The sequence below is a fragment of the Enterobacter sp. MALB-1 genome (assembly GCF_041021625.1).
GTDB lineage: Bacteria > Pseudomonadota > Gammaproteobacteria > Enterobacterales > Enterobacteriaceae > Enterobacter > Enterobacter oligotrophicus.
Genome location: NZ_JBDPJL010000001.1, coordinates 1,827,440 through 1,843,588 on the forward strand (window position 1 = coordinate 1,827,440; position 16,149 = coordinate 1,843,588).

Below are 16,149 nucleotides of genomic sequence, written 5' to 3' on the forward strand. Positions count from 1 at the left end.
ACAACCCGCTCAGGCGGGTTTTGTCGCGCTCAATCCAGGCGTCATTGCACGGATTCTTCACACACCACCCAGATACGCCTTCCTCACTTCCTGATTTCCCAGCAGTTCTTCACCGCTGCCGCTCAGCCGTATTTGCCCGTTGACCATCACATACCCTCGGTCAGAGAGCTTCAGCGCATGGTGTGCATTCTGCTCTACCAAAAATATCGTCATGCCATTCCGGGCCAGCTCGCGCAGTGTATGGAAGATCTGTTTCACCACAATCGGTGCCAGCCCCAGGCTGGGTTCATCCAGCAACAGGAGCTTTGGTCGGCTCATTAATGCGCGGGCGATAGCCAGCATCTGCTGCTCTCCGCCAGACATGGTCATGGCGCGCTGTTTACGCCGTTCTTTCAGGCGTGGAAACAGATCGAACATGCTTTGCATATCTTCCGCCGCATACTGACTGCCGATGGGGATTGTCCCCATCAGCAGGTTCTCTTCAACCGTCATATCCGGAAAGATACGCCGTCCTTCAGGTGCCTGGGCGATACCGCCGGAGGCGACATAGTGGGTGGATTGATGGCTAATATCCTCCCCACAAAAGAAAATCTGACCGTTGCGAATACGCGGCTGCCCGAAGATTGACATCAGCAGCGTCGATTTACCCGCGCCATTGGCACCAATCAGCGCCACGGTTTCGCCTTTATTGACCTCAAGGGAAACCTGTTTTAGCGCCTGGATCACGCCATAAAAAACGTCGACGTCACGAAACGCCAGCATCGGTTCGCTCACAGGTTGACCTCGCTTTCTTCGGTGCCCAGATAGGCGGCAATCACTTTTTCATCATGCTGGATCTGCTCTGGTTTTCCCTGAGCAATCACGTCGCCATGGTCGAGCACAATAATGTCGTCTGAAATCCCCATTACCATTCCCATATCATGCTCAATCAGTAAGACCGTCATGTTATGGTGATCGCGCAGAAAACGAATAATGTTACTCAGCTTGTGCGTTTCCACCGGGTTCAGGCCCGCGGCGGGTTCATCCAGGCAGATCATCTCCGGGCCGGTGCACATTGCGCGCGCAATTTCGAGCCGTCGCTGTTGCCCGTAGGACATCTCGCCCGCCAGACGATTCGCGCAATCCACCAGGTCAACCACTTCCAGCCAGTAAAAGGCCCTGTCCAGTGCGTCACTTTCTGCGCGACGGTAAGCGGGTGTGTTTAGCACGCCCGCGAGCAGATTGCGGTTGACGCGCATATGCTGTGCAACCAGCAGGTTTTCAATGACCGACATTTCGCGAAACAGACGGATGTTCTGGAAAGTGCGCGCAAGACCGGCGCGGTTAACCAGATGAGTCCCGCCAAACATTTTATAGAAAAGACGTTGCCCCAGCTGCGCCGGGTTGACCCAGTCACCTGGCTGGAACTTCTGCCCGAGCACCTGAATGACGTTGGTGGTTTTGTGGCGCGTATTGAACAGAATGCTGCCGCCGGATGCCCTGTAAAATCCGGTCAGGCAGTTAAATACCGTTGTTTTCCCCGCGCCGTTCGGCCCGATCAGGGCGGTAATCGATCCGCGTTGCACGTCAAGGTTGACGTCGTTTAACGCCTTAATCCCGCCAAAGTGCATCATCAGATGTTCAACGCGTAATATCGTCCCGTTCATGGCGCGACTCCCTTACGCACGGCGAAACCGCTGCGGTTAATGCGGATCAGGCCGCGAGGCCGCCAGATCATCATTACCACCATCAGCATGCCAAACAGCAATACCCGGTACTCCGCAAAGCTGCGTAACAGCTCCGGGGTGACGGTGAGCACGAAGGCGGCCAGAACCACGCCCACAGTGGAGCCCATACCTCCCAACACCACAATCGCGAGAATGAGTGCCGATTCAAAAAAAGTGAATGACGTCGGGTTCACAAATCCCTGATACGTAGCAAAGAACACTCCGGCAATGCCTGCCGTCGAAGCACCCAGCGTAAAGGCCGAGAGCTTGACCAGCACATGGTTCAGCCCCATCGAGCGGCAGGCGATTTCGTCTTCGCGCAGCGCTTCCCACGCCCGGCCAATCGGCATTCGCGTCAGGCGGTGCTTGATGTAAAGCACCAGCAACACCACCAGAAACAGCACTGCGTAGATAAAGATAAACTTCATGTTCGGGTTATAGGTCAGGCCGAAAAACTCGTGGAACGGTACGCCGCCTTCTTTTGCCCGTCGGCCAAATTCAAGGCCGAAAAAGGTAGGAGGCGGGGCAGAAACGCCGTTCGGCCCGCCGGTGAAAGAGAGCCAGTTGTTCAGGACCAGGCGGATGATCTCCCCGAACCCGAGCGTCACAATAGCCAGATAATCCCCGTGCATACGTAGCACCGGGAAGCCGAGCAGGGCACCGGCGGCAGCGGCCATGATTGCCGCCAGCGGTAGCATGCTCCAGAATCCGAGCCCCAGATACTGGTATCCGAGCGCCAGGCCATACGCACCGATGGCGTAAAAAGCGACATAGCCCAGATCCAGCAGCCCGGCAAGACCGACCACGATGTTCAGCCCGAGCCCGAGCAACACGTAGATCAGCCCAAGAATGGCAACGGTCAGCACGTATTTGGTGGCAACAAACGGGAAGCAGATCGCAAGAGCAATAATCAGGGGAATAATCCAGCGCATACGGCTCTTATATTCAGGAGGGCGGACATAAACGCCAGCGCTGTCCGCCTCAAAACGCGCCTGAAAACGCCGTCCGTAAGCCGTCCCTAAAAACGCACTCAGCAGAAAACGCCCCAGCATAACGATGGCGATGATCCATGCCAGCCGCCGACCTTCGAAGTTAAAGCTGTACCCGTCCAGCACTACGCCCGCGATGGGGCCAAAAATAATCAGAGCCACCAGTCCGGAAAAAACGGCATCCAGAATGCAGCGCTTAAGGGAAAACCCGGCAGATATCATTGTTTTCACCTTTACACTTTGGCCACGACAGGGCGGCCAAGCAGCCCCTGAGGACGGAAAATCAGGATCATGACCAGTAAGCCAAACGAGAACACGTCTTTATAATCTGAGTTCACCATCCCGGAGAATTGCGCTTCGGCCACGCCGAGTATCAACCCGCCGAGCATGGCACCCGGCAGAGAGCCAATGCCCCCCAGCACCGCCGCCGTAAACGCCTTAATACCGATGACAAACCCGACGTAGAAATCGAAGGTGCCGTAATTCATGGTGATCAATACGCCTGCCAGACCGGCCATCGCTGCGCCGATAACAAACACCAGCGAAATGATTCTGTCAGTATTAATTCCCAGAATGGATGCCATTTTGCGATCCTGCTGCACCGCGCGGCACATACGTCCCAGCCGGGTATGGCTGATTATCCAGGTCAACAGCAGCATCCCTGCGAACGAGGCGAGAAGAATAAACACTTTGGTGTAGGTTATCTGGACAAAACCCTCCCCGAGATGGAGGCGGAATACGCCGTCCAGCATGGTTGGAACGCCCTGCTGACGCGGGCCCTGGCTGAGCTGGGCGTAGTTTTGCAGGATGAGCGACATCCCGATGGCGGAGATCAGCGGTGCCAGACGGGTCGAGTTGCGTAGCGGTTTATAGGCGATGCGCTCGATAGTCCAGCCATAGACGCCCGTCACCACAACGGTAAATACCAGCGTACCCAGAATCAGCAGGGGAAAGGATTCCAGACCAAAGAAGGAGAGCAGCGCCAGTCCGATGGCACAGAGATAAGCGGAAATCATATACACTTCGCCGTGGGCGAAATTGATCATGCCAATGATGCCATACACCATCGTATAACCGATGGCGATTAACCCGTATACGGAACCCAGCGTTAATCCATTGATCAGTTGTTGCAAAAAGAATGTACTCATCATCGCGCGCTCGTGTTCTGGGCCGCGCGTTGCGCGCAGCCTGATGTTTATTACGCGTCGACAGGCGAACCTGCCGACGTTGAGCGTGACTCCGTCCCGTTACTGCACTTCCTTATATTTTCCTTTGTCGTCCCACTGATACACCACATAGTCAGAAACTTTCAGGTCGCCTTTGCTGTCCCAGGCTTTTTTACCCATCACCGTGTCAACGGAATTGGCTTTCAGCCATTCGCTGGCTTTGGCGGAATCGGTTCCTTTTGTGGCGTTAAATGCTGCCGCGATGGCCTGGATTGAGGCATAGGCGTAGAGAGTGTAGCCTTCAGGTTCGAACTTACCGGCGCGGAATTTATCGATAACGGCTTTGCCATCCGGGATCAGGCGTGGATCTTTCCCGAAGGTCATGTAAATACCTTTAGTGTATTGCGGGCCACCTGCCGCCGTGACCATCTCTTCATTGACGATGCAGTCGCCGGAGAAGAACTTGGCCTGCACGCCCTGTTCACGCATCTGACGAACCAGCGGGCCCGCTTCCGGGTGGCAGCCACCGAAGAAGACCACGTCCGGTTTTTGTGCGCCAATTTTGGTCACCAGTGCGTTAAAGTCCTTTTCCCCGCGCGATAAGCCCTCGTACATCACATCCTGAACACCGCGTTTTGCCAGCGCGGCCTTAGTGGCGTCTGCCAGCCCCTGCCCGTAGGTGTCTTTATCGTGGATGATCACCACGCGTTTGGCTTTCAGCTTATCGATAATGAAATCGCTGGCGACCTGGCCCTGCTGGTCATCGCGACCACACATGCGGAACATATCACTCATGCCGCGTTCGGTAATCAGCGGGTTTGTCGAACCGGGGGTGATGGAGATTATTCCTGCGTCGCTGTACACCTCAGAGGCGGGCATGGTGGAAGAGGAGCAGAAATGGCCGACCACGGCGTTGACTTTATCCTGGTCAACTAAGCGGTTGGCGACGGCGACCGCCTGCTTTGGCTCGCATGCGTCATCGCCCTGAACCAGTTTGATTTTCTCGCCGTTGATCCCGCCCGCGGCGTTAATGTCTTCTGCGGCCTGTGTTGCACCATGCCAGTACTGATCGCCATAGGTTGCATTCGGCCCCGTAAACGGCCCGGCCACGCCAATGACTATATCGGCCTGGGCGGAAAATGCCGTCACCAGACAACCAGCCAGCACAAGAGAAAGGGGACTTCTGATAAATTTCAGCGACATTATTATGTTCCTTAGCAAAGAGGTTTTTGCACCACGGTATAAACCTGAACGCCTGCTGGCGTTGTCAATCCAAAAACAAAAGCGAGAACAAAATGCACGAAACGAACGAGATCCAGACATTATTCAGCTCAGTACGGCGAGTTTTTCCGGCGTGGTTACGCGCGAAAAAGACTAAGCAAGAATGTTGCCAGAATGGTTAACCCGTTGAGTGGGTTGCGACATGTTTGAGTATAGAGCGCCGTTTTACGCAGCCTTCGGGGATGGCGCGAAATTACAGCGAAGATCACATCCCGTTAACAACAATGCCCATAAGTTGTGCAACGGTCACGATTTGCACGTTTTTACGGCAGCCCCGGCCTAAACTTCAGATAGGCATCGACTGCAATATATGTCAGGATCGTTTCCTTTTTATCAGGAGTGTCAGTAATGACTGAAGGCCCATTAAATGAAAGTGAAATGGAGTGGCTGGAAGAGACGTTAATGTCTTACGGTCATGACGATGCGTCCGTGATTGACGTGTCCGAACTGGACGGCATGCTTACCGCAGTGCTTTCCGGCCCCGTTGTGGTTGAACCCGATACCTGGCTGGTGGCGGTATGGGGCGGAGAGAAATATATTCCGCGCTGGAAAAACGATCGTGAAATGAACCGTTTTATCGATCTCTGCTTTAAGCATATGAACGACATTGCTGAGCGCCTGAGCGAATACCCGGATCAGTTTGAACCGATGTTTGGCTATAACGACGTTGACGGCCAGAGCTACACCGTGGTGGAAGAGTGGTGCTACGGCTATATGCGCGGCGTGGCGCTGACAGACTGGTCCGCATTGCCTGACGCGTTAAAAGCGGATCTGGATGTTATTGCGCTGCACGGTTCAGAAGAAAACAGCGAGACGCTGGATGACCTGACCGAAGCGGAATACACTGCCAGCATTGAGCGTATCCAGCCAGCGGCGTTGCGTTTGTACAACTACTGGGTGGAAAATCCGCAGCAGCCGGAAGCGAAAAAGCCAACGGTGAACGGGACGAAGGTTGGCCGTAACGATCCGTGTCCGTGCGGCAGCGGGAAGAAGTTTAAGAGTTGCTGTTTGCACTGATAAAAAGAGGGGCTCATTCAGAGCCCCTTTCGTTATCCCACTTCCGGCAGCATCCCCGCTGCGATCAAAAACTGCACCAGAATAATGACCACGCCGCAGGTAAAGACAATACACAGCAGCGGCTTACCGCCCGCTACGCGATACCCTTGCTGAGGATGCTGCTGACGGCTTTTCCACGCCAGCAGGGAAGGCAGCAGCAGCGCCAGTACCGATAACGCCACACCTGCATAGCCCAGCGCCATCACAAATCCTCGCGGATAAAACAGCGCGAAGGCCAGCGGGGGCAGGAAGGTGATCGCCCCTGTCTGTAAACGTCCGGCAACGGTGTTGCGACGCTGGAACAGATCCGCCAGGTAATCAAACAGACCGAGCGCCACGCCCAGGAATGAGGTGGCCAGCGCCAGGTCTGCGAACAGATGTACCGCCAGCTCGACGTGTGGGGAAGTGACGACCTCACGCAGCGCCAGCAGGAAACCATTCAGGCCCGAATGCGCCGCCATTAAACCGATAAAGGTCGGGGAATCAATGCTGCCGAGCGTCACCAGTTGCCAGAAGATATAGGCGATCAGCGGAATGGCACTGCCGATAACAAAGACGCGACGCAGCTTGCGTATGTCCCCCTTCATATAGCTAACAATGCTCGGTACGCTGCCGTGGAAACCGAATGAGGTGAAAATCACCGGGATGGCGGAAAGCGCCAGCCCCTTCTCCAGCGGCAGCGTCAGCAGGTTGACCTTGTGAACATGCGGTGCCAGCAGAACCAGCATCACAATCAGGAAGAGAATTTTGGCACTGAACAAAAAACGGTTAAACAGATCGACCAGTGAGGTCCCTGCACAGACGACACCGCCGCCAGTCAGCGCGAAGAACATGGCACCGGTCGCCGGTGAAATGTCAAAGCCGAACCCGTCATTAACGCTGGAGGCGATCAGCTCCCCGGCACCGCTAATGTAAGCGGCGGTGAGGGCGTACATCAGAAACATCATGCTAAAGCCGGTGAGCCACTTCCCGTAGCGTCCGAGATAGCGTGCCGCAAGCGAGCCCAACCCTGTATCAGCAGGAACATGCTGATAAACCTCCAGCAGTAGCAGGGCGGTGTAACACATCAGTGCCCAAAGCCCGGCCAGTAACAGCAGCGTGACGCTAAATCCAACGCCTGCGGCTGCCAGTGGCATTGCCAGCATTCCTGCGCCAATCGTCGTACCGGCGACGATAAAAATACTTCCCAGAGTTCTGTTTTTCACGCTTTCCTCTACAACCGTTCCATATCGCGACAAAATCTGCGGCGCAGAGTAAGGGAAAAGCCGTAACTCGTCAAATCACCGTTACAACCCATGTAATTAAATGTTTACGGTTCGACAGAGGGGCACAAATTGGGGCTGGCGCTAAGCGATATCTGGCGATGAGAAAGTGATGTGTTTAATTGTGTGCGAGGGGAAAAAAAAGGTAATACGTAGCGTGGATGTCATGAAAACGGTGCTGAAAGATCAGCACCGTCAGAGAATTAATTCTGCGTATCGAGCGTGGAAAGTTCTTTATCAATAAAGTAAAGACCTTCACCGGATTTACCTGCCAGAGATAATTTATCCAGCACGGATTTAAACAGTTTCTCTTCTTCATGTTGCTCTGCAACATACCACTGCAGGAAATTAAAGGTTGGATAGTCCTGGCCGATCATAGCGGCATGAACCAGTTCGTTAATTTTCTGGGTGATCAGCTGCTCATGCTCGTAGGTGGCGCGGAACAGCTCATCAAGAGAACCGTATTCCGCAACCGGGGAAGCCACCGGTTCAATACGCGGCAGGCTGCCGGTATCGGTCATGTAGTCAAACAGGCGCTGCATGTGGGTCATCTCTTCCTGCGCATGGCGACGCAGAAATGCCGCAGCACCTTCAAAGCTGTGGTAGCTGCACCAGGCGCTCATTTGCTGGTAAAGGAGAGAGGAATAAAGCTCAAGGTTCATTTGTGCATTGAGCTTGTCGATCATTTCAGTTTTCAGCATGGTGCAGCTCCGGTTTATTATTTCTGGTTCACGATGAGCGACACTATAATTTGTTATTTAATTATTTGCAAAAAGTAAAATAAATATTTCTTTATTAAAAATACGAATGGGAATAAAACGCATTGACGCTTTGTATTTATATTAATGAGAATTATTTTTGTTCTTAATTAAACAGACTGCCAGCGGTGCTGGCAGCAGAGATTATTACCACGGATTGGTTGCATTAGGGTTAACGGCGTAGCCCATGCATTTATACTGGATCGTCACGCTCTCATTAAGACACAGAGAGCCACTAATGAGGGTACATGTTTTGACGGGTTGACCATAGGCGGAGGCGGTGGCATATCCCATGCTCTGACAGGCTTTAACGGCTGTACCGTTATTCACATACTCATCGGAGTGGGCGTTTTGCAATATGGCCTGGCCGAAGTCAAGGCGGACAATCCCGTTGGGTGCGTCAAGATGGCTGACCTCAGCCTGGCGGTTAATGTTACACCCAGCGAGAAGCAGGATCGTGCCAGCTATGATTACTCTTTTCATGGTTCACTCTGCGTGAAGGGGAAATACGTTATTTTAACGTCCACCGTTCAGGTCAATGGCTGGAATAGCCGGAGGATCAACCCTTTCTCTTCGCAACGAACAGCATCAGGTCGAGAAATTGTGAGCGCATCTGTGTTTTTTAAAACAAGTTTTCACTTAATTTGAAAGCATGTTTGTTTGATAGTAAGGTTACTGATGAAAAGGTATCCACAGCGGGACTTCCCGCCATGCATTCAGGAGAGAAAAGATGAAAATTGCACTGATGATGGAAAACAGCCAGGCAGCTAAAAATCCCATCATCCTTAATGAGTTAAAAGCCGTCGCCGATGAGAAGGGCTTCCCGGTGTATAACGTGGGCATGAGTGATGAGAACGATCATCACCTTACCTATATTCACCTTGGAATCATGGCGAGTATTCTGCTCAATTCAAAAGCCGTTGATTTTGTTGTCACCGGCTGCGGTACGGGTCAGGGTGCGCTGATGTCTCTGAATATTCATCCGGGCGTGATTTGTGGCTACTGCATCGATCCTGCTGATGCCTTCCTGTTCGCGCAGATCAACAACGGTAACGCGCTCTCCCTGCCGTTTGCGAAAGGCTTTGGCTGGGGTGCGGAGCTGAACGTGCGCTTTATCTTTGAAAAAGCCTTCACTGGCCGTAATGGCGAAGGTTATCCGCCAGAGCGTAAAGAGCCACAGGTGCGTAACGCCGGGATACTGAACCAGGTGAAAGCCGCCGTGGTAAAAGAGAACTATCTCGATACTCTGCGTGCGATCGATCCTGAACTGGTGAAGACTGCCGTTTCCGGCCAGCGTTTCCAGCAGTGCTTCTTTGAAAACTGCCAGGACAAAGAGATCGAAGCCTTTGTTCGCGGGATTGTGGGCTAACTGTGTCATTGCCGGGCCGTGTTGCCCGGCTTATAACATCACCTCTTCGTCGATACGGCGCTGCCCGCATCTTTAGTCAGGTGTAGCGTGTCAAACATCCCCACCAGGCAAATGAGCGCGATGGCGACAAACGCCAGCCGGAAACTAATGCCGGGTATGGCTTCAAGCCCAAACGCCTCACTGATTTTTTCACCAATGCGAATACCAATTGCGCCCAGCGTGATGCCCAGCCCCACGGCAAGCTGCGTGGCGGTGGAAAACAGCGTATTGGCGTAACTCATCTGGGCTGAGGGCACATCGGCAAAGGCGAGCGTGCTTACTGCCGTAAACTGAATCGAACGAAATACCCCGCCGAGGTAAAGGATCAGCATAATCAGCCAGACGGGCGTGTCGGCGGTAAGAAACGCGCAGGCCAGCAGCGCCAGCACGTTTAATGCGCCGTTGATCAGCAGCAAGCGCTTAAAGCCTAATCCACGGATTAAGGGCGTGGTGGCGGGTTTAATAGTGAGATTCCCGACGAACACGGCAAGAACCAGCAGGCCAGAGTGAAAGGCATCCATCCCAAAGCCAACCTGAAACATCAACGGTAGCAGGAAGGGAACGGCGCTGATTGACGCGCGGAACAACGATCCGCCGTACATTGTCACGCGGAACGTGGGAACCTGCAGTGCATCAAGCCGAATCATCGGCCATTCCGTGCGCCTGAAATGGCGCAGAGCGAATACCAGCGAAAGTAAACCCACAACCATCAGTGCAAGCGTTATCCCTTCCTTCACATGCTGCCCGCCCAGGGTTTCCATCGCATAGACCAGGCTGACCATCGCAATCGTTGTTGCAACAAAGCCCGTGAGGTCGAAGGGGCGACGAGCATCTTCATGCAGGTCGGGAATAATACGCAGCGCCAGAATAATGGCCACAATCCCCAGCGGAACATTAATAAAGAATATCCAGCGCCAGTCGGCATAGCTGGTAATAAACCCGCCCAGCGGTGGGCCAATAATCGGGGCAACCAGCGCGGGCCAGGTCAGTGTGGCGATGGCTGTAATCAGCTGGTGTTTCGGTGTCGTGCGCAGGACGGCCAGACGACCGACGGGCACCATCAGCGCGCCGCCCATCCCCTGCAGGACACGCATGGCGACAAACTGATCGACCGTGTTCGACAGCCCGCAAAAAACAGAGGCCAGCGTGAAGATCGCCAGTGCAAAGGCAAATACTTTGCGCGCGCCGAAGCGGTCGGCAATCCAGCCGCTGGCGGGGATGAGCACGGCAAGCGTAATGAGATAGGCGCTGATCCCGATATTCAGATCCACCGCCTGCACGCCGAAACTCTTCGCCATGTCGGGCAGGGCGGTGGCAATCACCGTCCCGTCAAGAAACTCCATAAAGAAAGCACCGGCAACCAACAGCGCCGCAGGCGATAAGCCACGACGCTCTTTGTCAGTTATGTTCTCGCTCATTTTTCCTGCCATATCAAAAAATTTTATAAAAATTTACTGGAATTTATACGATCGTAACTAACGGATTTATCGTCATTTTTATTAACATCTCAGCCGCGCAGTGAGTTTTATGTCTGTGACTTGAGTCACAAAAGTATTGATTTTTGTGATGGTGGTCATATTATAAGCGCATTGACAATAACACCTGCATAACAAATTACCGGAGCATCATAATGAAACTGCGCAAAATCCTGAAAAGCATGTGGGCTAACTACTGCAACACCTTTAAAGACGTCCCACCGGGTGCGATGTTCTGATAAAAAAACCTGCTTCGGCAGGTTTTTTTATGCCTGCAGACGACGAGAGTGAGATGAAAGGGCGTGCGTTTTGCTACTATGGCGGCCTTTGAATAAGGAGAAAGCCCATGTCACAAAACCTGAGCGCCGATCAGGAACTGGTGTCTGACGTCGTCGCATGCCAGTTGGTTATCAAACAGATCCTTGATGTACTGGACGTTATCGCGCCAGTCGAAGTGCGCGAGAAGATGTCCACCCAACTGAAAAACATCGATTTCACCAGCCATCCTGCTGCGGCCGATCCGGTCACGCTCCGTGCGATTCAGAAAGCTATCGCGCTGATTGAGCTGAGATTCACGCCGCAGGGTGAGTCTCACTAAAATAAACCGATGTTTTGAAATTAGAAACAGATTTCTGCTCAAACGTCGAAGGGCGACACAGGTTGTCGCCCGGAGAAAGGATCAGAAGAAGGTCTGGACCAGCAGATAACTCACGACGCATGCCGAGCTTACGCCAATCAGCCCCGGCAGAATAAAGCTGTGGTTGATGATGAATTTGCCGATACGGGTGGTGCCAGAGCGATCAAACCCGATACACGCCAGATCGCTCGGATAGGTGGGCAGAACAAAATAGCCATACGACGCCGGGAAGAAGGCGATGAGCATTTTCGGGTCAATACCCAGCATTAACCCCATGGGCGCAACAGCGGTTAGCGCCGCTGCCTGGCTGTTCACCAGCTTGGAGACCAGGAACAGCACAATGGCATACGTCCACGGATGGCTTTTCACCACGCCTTCCAGCGCCATTTTTAGCTCATCAAGATGTGCCTGAAAGAAGGTATCACTCATCCATGCCACGCCGAATACTGAGAAGATAGCGACCATACCCGCTTTAAATACCGCACCGTTCGAGATGGCAGAGGCGTTGACCTTACAGGCCACGAGCATTACGGCACCGGCAATAAGCATCATCATCTGGATGACAAGGTTCATCGACAGCGCGGTCATTTTACCTTTGACCTCAAAGGCAGGACGCAGCTCCGGCAATGCACCCAGCAAAACAACAACGGCGATCCCGGCGAAGAAAATCCATGTGGACCAGTACGCCTGTTTCGGGAAACGCTGGTTCATCAACGTTTCCGTACTGCCATAAATGAACTCCCGCTGTTTCGGATCTTTTAGCTTTTCCTGGAACTCCTGGTCATCGGCCAGATCTTTGCCACGACGCAGGCTCCACATCGCGGCAATGGCGACGCCACACAGCGAGGCGGGAACGGACACCGCGAGGATTTCTAGTATCCCCCACGCGTGACCGATCCCATGCTGCGCACCCAGTATCGACACCAGCGAAACCACGGCAACGGAAACCGGGGAGGCGGTGATCGCCATCTGCGAGGCCACCGACGCCACGGCCATCGGGCGCTCCGGACGAATCCCTTTTTTCAATGCGATATCGGCAATAATAGGGAACATGGTGTAGACCACATGCCCGGTCCCGCACAGGAAAGTCAGCATCCAGGTGGTGAAAGGCGCAAGCAGGGTAATGTGCTGCGGGTGTTTACGCAGCAGGCGCTCAGCGAACTGCATCATCACATTCAGGCCACCCGCTGTCTGCAATGTTGCCGCACAGCCAATAACGGCGAGGATCGTGAGCATGACGTCAACCGGCGGTTTACCGGGTTGCAGGCCAAAGACAAAACTCAGAATAAACAGGCCAATACCGCTTATCAGCCCAAGCCCCATACCGCCGAATCGGGTGCCTACCAGCAGGCAGAGGATAATGACAATAAACTCAATGGTGATCATGATGCTCTCTCGTCAATGATTGTTATTAAACAAATCATTACACGATGTGTGGTTATTCATTGGGAGCAAGATCAGATTTGTTAAACTTCAGCAAAAGCAGGGCATTGTGGGAAGAAGAACCTGCCCCCGATCGGGAGCAGGGGGTAAATGTTTAGTGATGTTGCACCGTCACCAGATCGAGCAGATGGCGATCGGTTTGTTCCAGACATAAGCCGTTGCGTCTGGCATTGCGAATTTCATCGGCGAGCGTTTTGAGCAGCATGCCGTCCTGCTGTTGCTCTTTATCCATATCGCGTAAGAAATTCAGGGTCGTGCTGTCCTGCTGTGCTTTCGCTTCTTCGGCCAGATTGCTGAGCGTGGTGCAACGTTGCTCATACTCTTCAAGCGTTTTCTGAACCAGCTCTTCGAGAGAAGAGTAGCTGTCATCGATCGTATCTAGTGCTTTGACGATTGGGTTCGCCCCGGCAGTTTTCATAAAATTAAACACGCGCATCATATGCGTGACGTTGCTTTGTGCCTGCGTACGAAAGAAGGTGGCCGTACCGTTGAGACTGTTCTCAGAACACCATTTGCTCAAATGCAGGTGCAGATTTGATGCATAGAACTCCAGGTTCATCTGGGCATTGAGTTTTTGAATCATCGTTTGGGTAGCCATACAAATATCCTTATTGACTGAGGGACACGATGTCCGCTGCTTAACCTGACCCGGCAGGCTCATGCGATTGACGGGCAGAAATGTCATTTCTGCGCTGAATAAGGTGACCGAATATTCACTTCCTGTGTTCGATATAAATAAGCATACCCTTGTCTCTGGTCTAAGAAAACTCTTAACGTCGCTGTGTTTACCATAGATTACAAATTTTAATATAGTCCAAATTTTCGAATCAGCATGCATAAATTAAAAATATATAATCTTATGATTTTTATGGGATTAATTTTGGTTATTGAGCAAGAGACGTTTTTTAAATAATTAATGATGTAGTGGCGATAAGGAAAAGGTGAATGCGGATTAATAACTCCGAATATATGATGTAATAGAAAAAATGAGTCAGATCAAATTAGCATGATAAGCGCGTTATGTGATCTCCGTGCAGGTATGTTTCTGCGCATAATGATAAAATGAAACAGTGTTTTATAACTTTTATCACTGAGGTTAAAAATGGCTAAAGTTGCTGTGCTACTGGCTCCTGGGTTTGAAGAAGCGGAAGCAATCATCACAATTGATATCCTGCGTCGTCTGGAGATTGAGGTGGAAACACTGGCCTGTGCGGAGTCCCGTGCGGTGGTGAGTTACCACAATATCCCCATGGTGGCAGACAGCACGTTAACAGAGCGTATCAATACGCTTTATGACGCCGTGGTCTTACCGGGCGGGCCACAGGGGAGCATGAATCTGGCGGCTAGCCGCGACGTAGTGCGCTTTATTACAGCACATGATGAGAGTGGCAAACTGATTTGCCCAATCTGTTCCGCGGCGGCGCGCGTTCTGGGCGGGAACGGTCTGCTGAAGGGACGTCGTTACGTCTGTTCTGGCGACTTATGGGAAACGGTAAAAGACGGTGAATATGTTGATGCACCGGTTGTTGAGGATAAAAACCTGATCAGTGGCAAAGGGCTTGGACATGCTTTCGATTTTGCACTGACGCTTTCTGCCCGCCTGCTGGGTGACGAGGCACCGGTTCGCGATCACGCCGATCACATCTACTACGCCTGGTAATTTCCTCGCCGGACGCTATGGCGTTCGGCTGACAAGGATTTCTTAGCTGACCTTATGGATAATTCTGCTTAACCCCCTTTCATTTGTCCGACAATACCCTCCTTTTTTATGTCATTTTCCGCTGAATTTATGTACGCAATTACTGTAATTCTGCGGTGTGATGTCGCTCTCTTATGGATGATTAATTTCCCGCTAAAACTATCACCAGCACTAACGCTTATGACGAGGTAAGCGCTAATGCCTTGTTTTAAGTCCGATTAAATAAGAAGCACGCAATTATTCCCTACAGAAAAGAACGCTAATGCTGGAGTTTACCATGCACAAATTTACTAAAGCGCTGGCGGCCATCGGTTTGGCTGCCGTTATGTCACAATCCGCTATCGCAGAAAATTTAAAACTCGGTTTTTTGGTGAAACAACCCGAAGAACCCTGGTTCCAGACCGAATGGAAATTTGCTGATAAAGCCGGGAAAGATTTAGGTTTTGACGTTATTAAAATCGCCGTGCCGGATGGAGAAAAAACCCTGAACGCCATCGACAGCCTGGCGGCCAGCGGCGCGAAAGGGTTTGTGATCTGTACGCCGGACCCAAAACTGGGTTCAGCCATTGCAGCAAAAGCGCGCGGTTACGACATGAAGGTGATCGCTGTTGACGATCAGTTCGTGAACGCCAAAGGCAAACCGATGGACTCCGTACCGCTGGTGATGATGGCGGCGACTAAAATCGGCGAGCGTCAGGGCCAGGAACTCTATAAAGAGATGCAAAAACGCGGCTGGGATGTCAAAGAGACCGGGGTAATGGCTATCACCGCTGATGAGCTGGATACCGCGCGCCGCCGTACCACCGGTTCAATGGACGCGCTGAAAGCTGCCGGTTTCCCGGAAAAACAGATCTATAAAGTGCCGACCAAATCCAACGATATCCCCGGCGCATTCGATGCCGCGAACTCCATGCTGGTGCAGCACCCTGAAGTTAAACACTGGCTGGTGGTCGGCATGAACGATAACACCGTACTGGGTGGCGTGCGCGCGACAGAGGGGCAGGGCTTCAAGGCACCTGATGTCATCGGGATTGGCATCAACGGCGTGGACGCGGTCAGCGAGTTGTCCAAAGCACAAGCCACCGGCTTCTACGGCTCGCTGTTACCAAGCCCGGACGTACACGGCTACAAATCCAGCGAGATGCTCTACAACTGGGTGACCAAAGGGGTTGAGCCACCGAAATTCACCGAAGTGACCGACGTGGTGCTCATCACCCGCGATAACTTCAAAGAGGAGCTGGCGAAAAAAGGACTGGGCGGTAAGTAATA

17 protein-coding genes are annotated in these 16,149 nt (G+C 52.6%); 6 read left to right on the forward strand and 11 right to left on the reverse strand.

From position 1 onward, the window contains the following. Positions 1-57 precede the first annotated feature (57 nt). From ABGB15_RS08715 to ABGB15_RS08735, 5 genes are all read right to left on the reverse strand, one after another. Positions 58-774 carry an ABC transporter ATP-binding protein gene (locus ABGB15_RS08715; protein ID WP_215722256.1) on the reverse strand — a complete coding sequence of 239 codons (717 nt, stop codon included), beginning with the start codon at positions 772-774 and terminating at the stop codon, positions 58-60. Further along, complete coding sequence (locus tag ABGB15_RS08720) at positions 771-1,646, reverse strand: ATP-binding cassette domain-containing protein (protein ID WP_215722255.1); 876 nt, start codon at positions 1,644-1,646, stop codon at positions 771-773. The genes ABGB15_RS08715 and ABGB15_RS08720 overlap by 4 nt, the downstream gene beginning before the upstream one ends. Then, the gene (gene livM / locus ABGB15_RS08725) at positions 1,643-2,917 is read right to left on the reverse strand and encodes a high-affinity branched-chain amino acid ABC transporter permease LivM (RefSeq protein ID WP_152084391.1); all 1,275 of its coding nucleotides are present in this window, start codon (positions 2,915-2,917) and stop codon (positions 1,643-1,645) included. The genes ABGB15_RS08720 and livM overlap by 4 nt, the downstream gene beginning before the upstream one ends. Positions 2,918-2,928: 11 nt before the next feature. Further along, positions 2,929-3,843 carry a branched-chain amino acid ABC transporter permease LivH gene (locus tag ABGB15_RS08730; RefSeq protein WP_152084390.1) on the reverse strand — a complete coding sequence of 305 codons (915 nt, stop codon included), beginning with the start codon at positions 3,841-3,843 and terminating at the stop codon, positions 2,929-2,931. A gap of 99 nt (positions 3,844-3,942) precedes the next feature. After that, complete coding sequence (locus tag ABGB15_RS08735; RefSeq protein WP_215722254.1) at positions 3,943-5,064, reverse strand: branched-chain amino acid ABC transporter substrate-binding protein; 1,122 nt, start codon at positions 5,062-5,064, stop codon at positions 3,943-3,945. A 426-nt stretch (positions 5,065-5,490) separates the two neighbouring features. On the opposite strand from ABGB15_RS08735, the gene ABGB15_RS08740 reads away from it, so the two are divergent. Continuing rightward, the gene (locus ABGB15_RS08740; RefSeq protein ID WP_152081461.1) at positions 5,491-6,159 is read left to right on the forward strand and encodes a YecA family protein; all 669 of its coding nucleotides are present in this window, start codon (positions 5,491-5,493) and stop codon (positions 6,157-6,159) included. A gap of 32 nt (positions 6,160-6,191) precedes the next feature. Here the strand turns inward: ABGB15_RS08740 and tyrP are convergent, their stop codons facing one another. The 3 genes from tyrP to yecR form a co-directional block, all read right to left on the reverse strand. Continuing rightward, complete coding sequence (gene tyrP, locus ABGB15_RS08745) at positions 6,192-7,343, reverse strand: tyrosine transporter TyrP (protein WP_263974466.1); 1,152 nt, start codon at positions 7,341-7,343, stop codon at positions 6,192-6,194. A gap of 320 nt (positions 7,344-7,663) precedes the next feature. Next, complete coding sequence (gene ftnA / locus ABGB15_RS08750) at positions 7,664-8,161, reverse strand: non-heme ferritin (protein ID WP_152081459.1); 498 nt, start codon at positions 8,159-8,161, stop codon at positions 7,664-7,666. A 204-nt stretch (positions 8,162-8,365) separates the two neighbouring features. Next, on the reverse strand, positions 8,366-8,701 hold the full coding sequence (gene yecR / locus ABGB15_RS08755) for a YecR family lipoprotein (RefSeq protein ID WP_152081458.1): 336 nt from the start codon (positions 8,699-8,701) through the stop codon (positions 8,366-8,368). 247 nt (positions 8,702-8,948) lie between these two features. On the opposite strand from yecR, the gene ABGB15_RS08760 reads away from it, so the two are divergent. Then, on the forward strand, positions 8,949-9,587 hold the full coding sequence (locus tag ABGB15_RS08760; RefSeq protein ID WP_126545470.1) for an RpiB/LacA/LacB family sugar-phosphate isomerase: 639 nt from the start codon (positions 8,949-8,951) through the stop codon (positions 9,585-9,587). A gap of 38 nt (positions 9,588-9,625) precedes the next feature. Here the strand turns inward: ABGB15_RS08760 and ABGB15_RS08765 are convergent, their stop codons facing one another. After that, positions 9,626-11,044 (reverse strand): MFS transporter, encoded by a 1,419-nt coding sequence (locus tag ABGB15_RS08765; protein WP_215722252.1) that lies wholly within the window; start codon positions 11,042-11,044, stop codon positions 9,626-9,628. Positions 11,045-11,256: 212 nt separating this feature from the next. Between ABGB15_RS08765 and azuC the strand changes: the two genes are divergently transcribed. Both azuC and ABGB15_RS08775 read left to right on the forward strand, forming a co-directional pair. Continuing rightward, positions 11,257-11,340, forward strand: coding sequence for a stress response protein AzuC (azuC, locus tag ABGB15_RS08770; protein WP_014832437.1), 84 nt, complete (start codon positions 11,257-11,259; stop codon positions 11,338-11,340). Between the two features lie 107 nt (positions 11,341-11,447). Beyond that, positions 11,448-11,699: a DUF2766 family protein gene (locus tag ABGB15_RS08775; RefSeq protein WP_014832436.1), complete on the forward strand. Its 252-nt coding sequence runs from the start codon at positions 11,448-11,450 to the stop codon at positions 11,697-11,699. 81 nt (positions 11,700-11,780) lie between these two features. Here ABGB15_RS08775 and ABGB15_RS08780 read toward each other — a convergent pair whose 3' ends face one another. After that, positions 11,781-13,124 (reverse strand): anaerobic C4-dicarboxylate transporter, encoded by a 1,344-nt coding sequence (locus tag ABGB15_RS08780; protein ID WP_215722251.1) that lies wholly within the window; start codon positions 13,122-13,124, stop codon positions 11,781-11,783. A gap of 151 nt (positions 13,125-13,275) precedes the next feature. Beyond that, positions 13,276-13,779, reverse strand: a complete 504-nt coding sequence (locus ABGB15_RS08785; protein ID WP_152081455.1) for a non-heme ferritin-like protein — start codon at positions 13,777-13,779, stop codon at positions 13,276-13,278. 504 nt (positions 13,780-14,283) lie between these two features. Here ABGB15_RS08785 and ABGB15_RS08790 point away from each other — a divergent pair. Together ABGB15_RS08790 and araF are read left to right on the forward strand one after the other, a co-directional pair. Then, complete coding sequence (locus ABGB15_RS08790) at positions 14,284-14,841, forward strand: DJ-1 family glyoxalase III (protein WP_215722250.1); 558 nt, start codon at positions 14,284-14,286, stop codon at positions 14,839-14,841. A 316-nt stretch (positions 14,842-15,157) separates the two neighbouring features. Then, positions 15,158-16,147, forward strand: coding sequence for an arabinose ABC transporter substrate-binding protein AraF (araF, locus tag ABGB15_RS08795; RefSeq protein ID WP_152081453.1), 990 nt, complete (start codon positions 15,158-15,160; stop codon positions 16,145-16,147). Positions 16,148-16,149 lie beyond the last annotated feature (2 nt).